The sequence below is a fragment of the Streptomyces sp. NRRL S-646 genome (genome assembly GCF_000720765.1).
Lineage (GTDB): Bacteria > Actinomycetota > Actinomycetes > Streptomycetales > Streptomycetaceae > Streptomyces.
Genome location: NZ_JODC01000067.1, coordinates 1 through 2185, shown reverse-complemented (window position 1 = coordinate 2185; position 2185 = coordinate 1). Strand labels below are relative to the sequence as shown.

Annotated in this window: 1 protein-coding gene; it reads right to left on the bottom strand. The window is 74.6% G+C overall.

What is annotated here, in order from left to right:
• Positions 1–2185: acyltransferase domain-containing protein (locus tag IH68_RS0148840; protein WP_030950268.1), on the bottom strand; the 2185-nt coding region annotated here is incomplete at both ends.

Here is a 2185-nt window from a genome sequence, read left to right as displayed (position 1 = left end):
CCGAGCACCCAGAGCACCCGTACCACCCGTGACCACCGCCGGACCGTCCGAACGACCCACCGACACACCACCACGCGTCAGCACCCACACCCGGCCACCCACACCCGCGTCACCGAGCGCCTGCAGCAGCACGGCAACGGCGGCTGGGCCGAGCGGGAGTCCGTCGGCGTCGGCGCCCGCGAGTCCGGCGAAGGCGAGAACGCCCTCGACGGGGTGTCCTGCGGTCGCCTCCCGGAGCAGGTCGGCGAGCGCGGCACGGTCCGTGCGGGCGCTGCCGGTGACGTGGACGGTGACGACGCGGTCCGGGCCGCCCAGGGCCGTGGTGAGGGTGCTGACCGTCGGGTCGTCGCCGTCCGGATCGCCCGGAAGGACCAGCAGCCGACGGTGGTCGGCCAAGTCCCGTGCGGCGGAAGCCGGTTCGATCGCGGCGGGCTTCCACGCCACCTGGTAGTACAGGGCGTCGACGGCGGTCTGTTGCTGCTGTCGCTTGCGCCAGGAGGCCAGCGCCGGTACGACCGCTCCGATCTGCTCGGCCGCCAGGCCCAGGCTGTGGGTCAGCGCGTCGACGTCCTCGCATTCGACGGCCTCCCAGAAGCGGTCGTCGGCGGTGTCGGCGGCGGTCCGGGCGGATTCCGCGGCCCCGCCCGCGGCTGCGGTGCCGTGGTCGAGCCAGTAGCGCGCGTGCTGGAAGGCGTAGGTCGGCAGCTCCACCGCCCGGGTGGCGGGGGCGGCGCCGAACGCCGGGGACCAGTCGATGTCGACGCCATTGACGTGCAGTTGGGCGAGGGCCGCGTACAGGCTGGGGACTTCGGGACGGTCCTTGCGCAGCGCGGTGACGAGCAGCGGGCCGGGGCCGGCCGCCGGGTCGTCGGTGAGGCAGGCGCGGGCGAGGGCGGTCAGGGTGCCGTCGGCGCCGAGTTCGAGGTAGCGGGTGACGCCCTGCTCCCGCAGGCGGCGCACGTCGTCGGCGAAGCGCACGGGCTGGCGGACGTGGGCGGCCCAGTAGCCGGCCACGCACAGTTCGCCGGGATCGGCCAGGGTGCCGGTGACGTCGGAGACGATCGGGATCTGCGGGCGGTGGTAGGTGAGGCTCTCGGCGACGCGCAGGAAGTCCCGGAGCATCGGTTCCATCAGCGGCGAGTGGAAGGCGTGGCTGACCCGGAGCCGGGTGGTCCGGCGGCCGAGGGCCGCGAAGTGTCCGGCGATGTGCGTGACGCCGCCCTCGGTGCCGGAGACCACGACGGACTGCGGCCCGTTGACGGCGGCGATGCCCACCTCGGCCTCCCGGCCGGCCTGCAGCGGCAGCACCTCCTCCTCCGACGCCTGCACCGCGACCATGGCGCCGCCCTCGGGCAGCGCCTGCATGAGCCGGCCGCGGGCGGCGACCAAGCGGCAGGCGTCCTCCAGGGACCACACGCCCGCGACGTAGGCCGCCGCCAGTTCGCCGATGGAGTGCCCGGCGAGCACGTCGGGGCGAACCCCCCAGGACTCCAGCAGCCGGAACAGCGCCACCTCGAAGGCGAACAGGGCGGGCTGGGTGAACTCGGTGCGGTTCAGGGCCTTTTCATCGTCTTCGCCGTCGCCGAAGACGATCTGGCGCAGGCTGCGGCCGAGTTCGTTGTCCAAGTGGGCGCAGACGGCGTCGAACGCCTCCGCGAACACCCCGAAGGTCTCGTACAGTTCGCGGCCCATGCCGAGCCGCTGGGAGCCCTGGCCCGCGAAGAGGAAGGCCAGGCCGCCCTCGGAGTCGGCGGTGCCCACGGCAGCGGCGGGTGAGGGCTCGCCTCGGCCGACGGCCTTCAGCGCGGCGAGGAGGTCGTCGCGGTCCTCGCCGACGACGGCGGCGCGATGCTCGAAGGGAGTCCGGGAGGTGGCGAGCGCGTGCCCCACCACGGTGGGGCTGAGCTCCGGGTGGGCCTCGATGTGACCGGCCAGCCGTACGGCCTGCGCACGCAGTGCCTCGTCGCTGCGTCCCGAGACCAGCCAGGGCACGGTGGCCGCGGGGGGCTGCGGAGCGGGTGCAGGCTCGGGGGCGTCGGCGGGGAGCGGCTCCTCCAGGACGACGTGGGCGTTGGTACCGCTGAGCCCGAAGGCGGACACGGCGGCACGGCGCGGCCGGTCATCCTCCCTCGGCCAGTCCCGCTCGTCCGTCAACAGCTCCACGGCCCCGGCCGACCAGTCCACG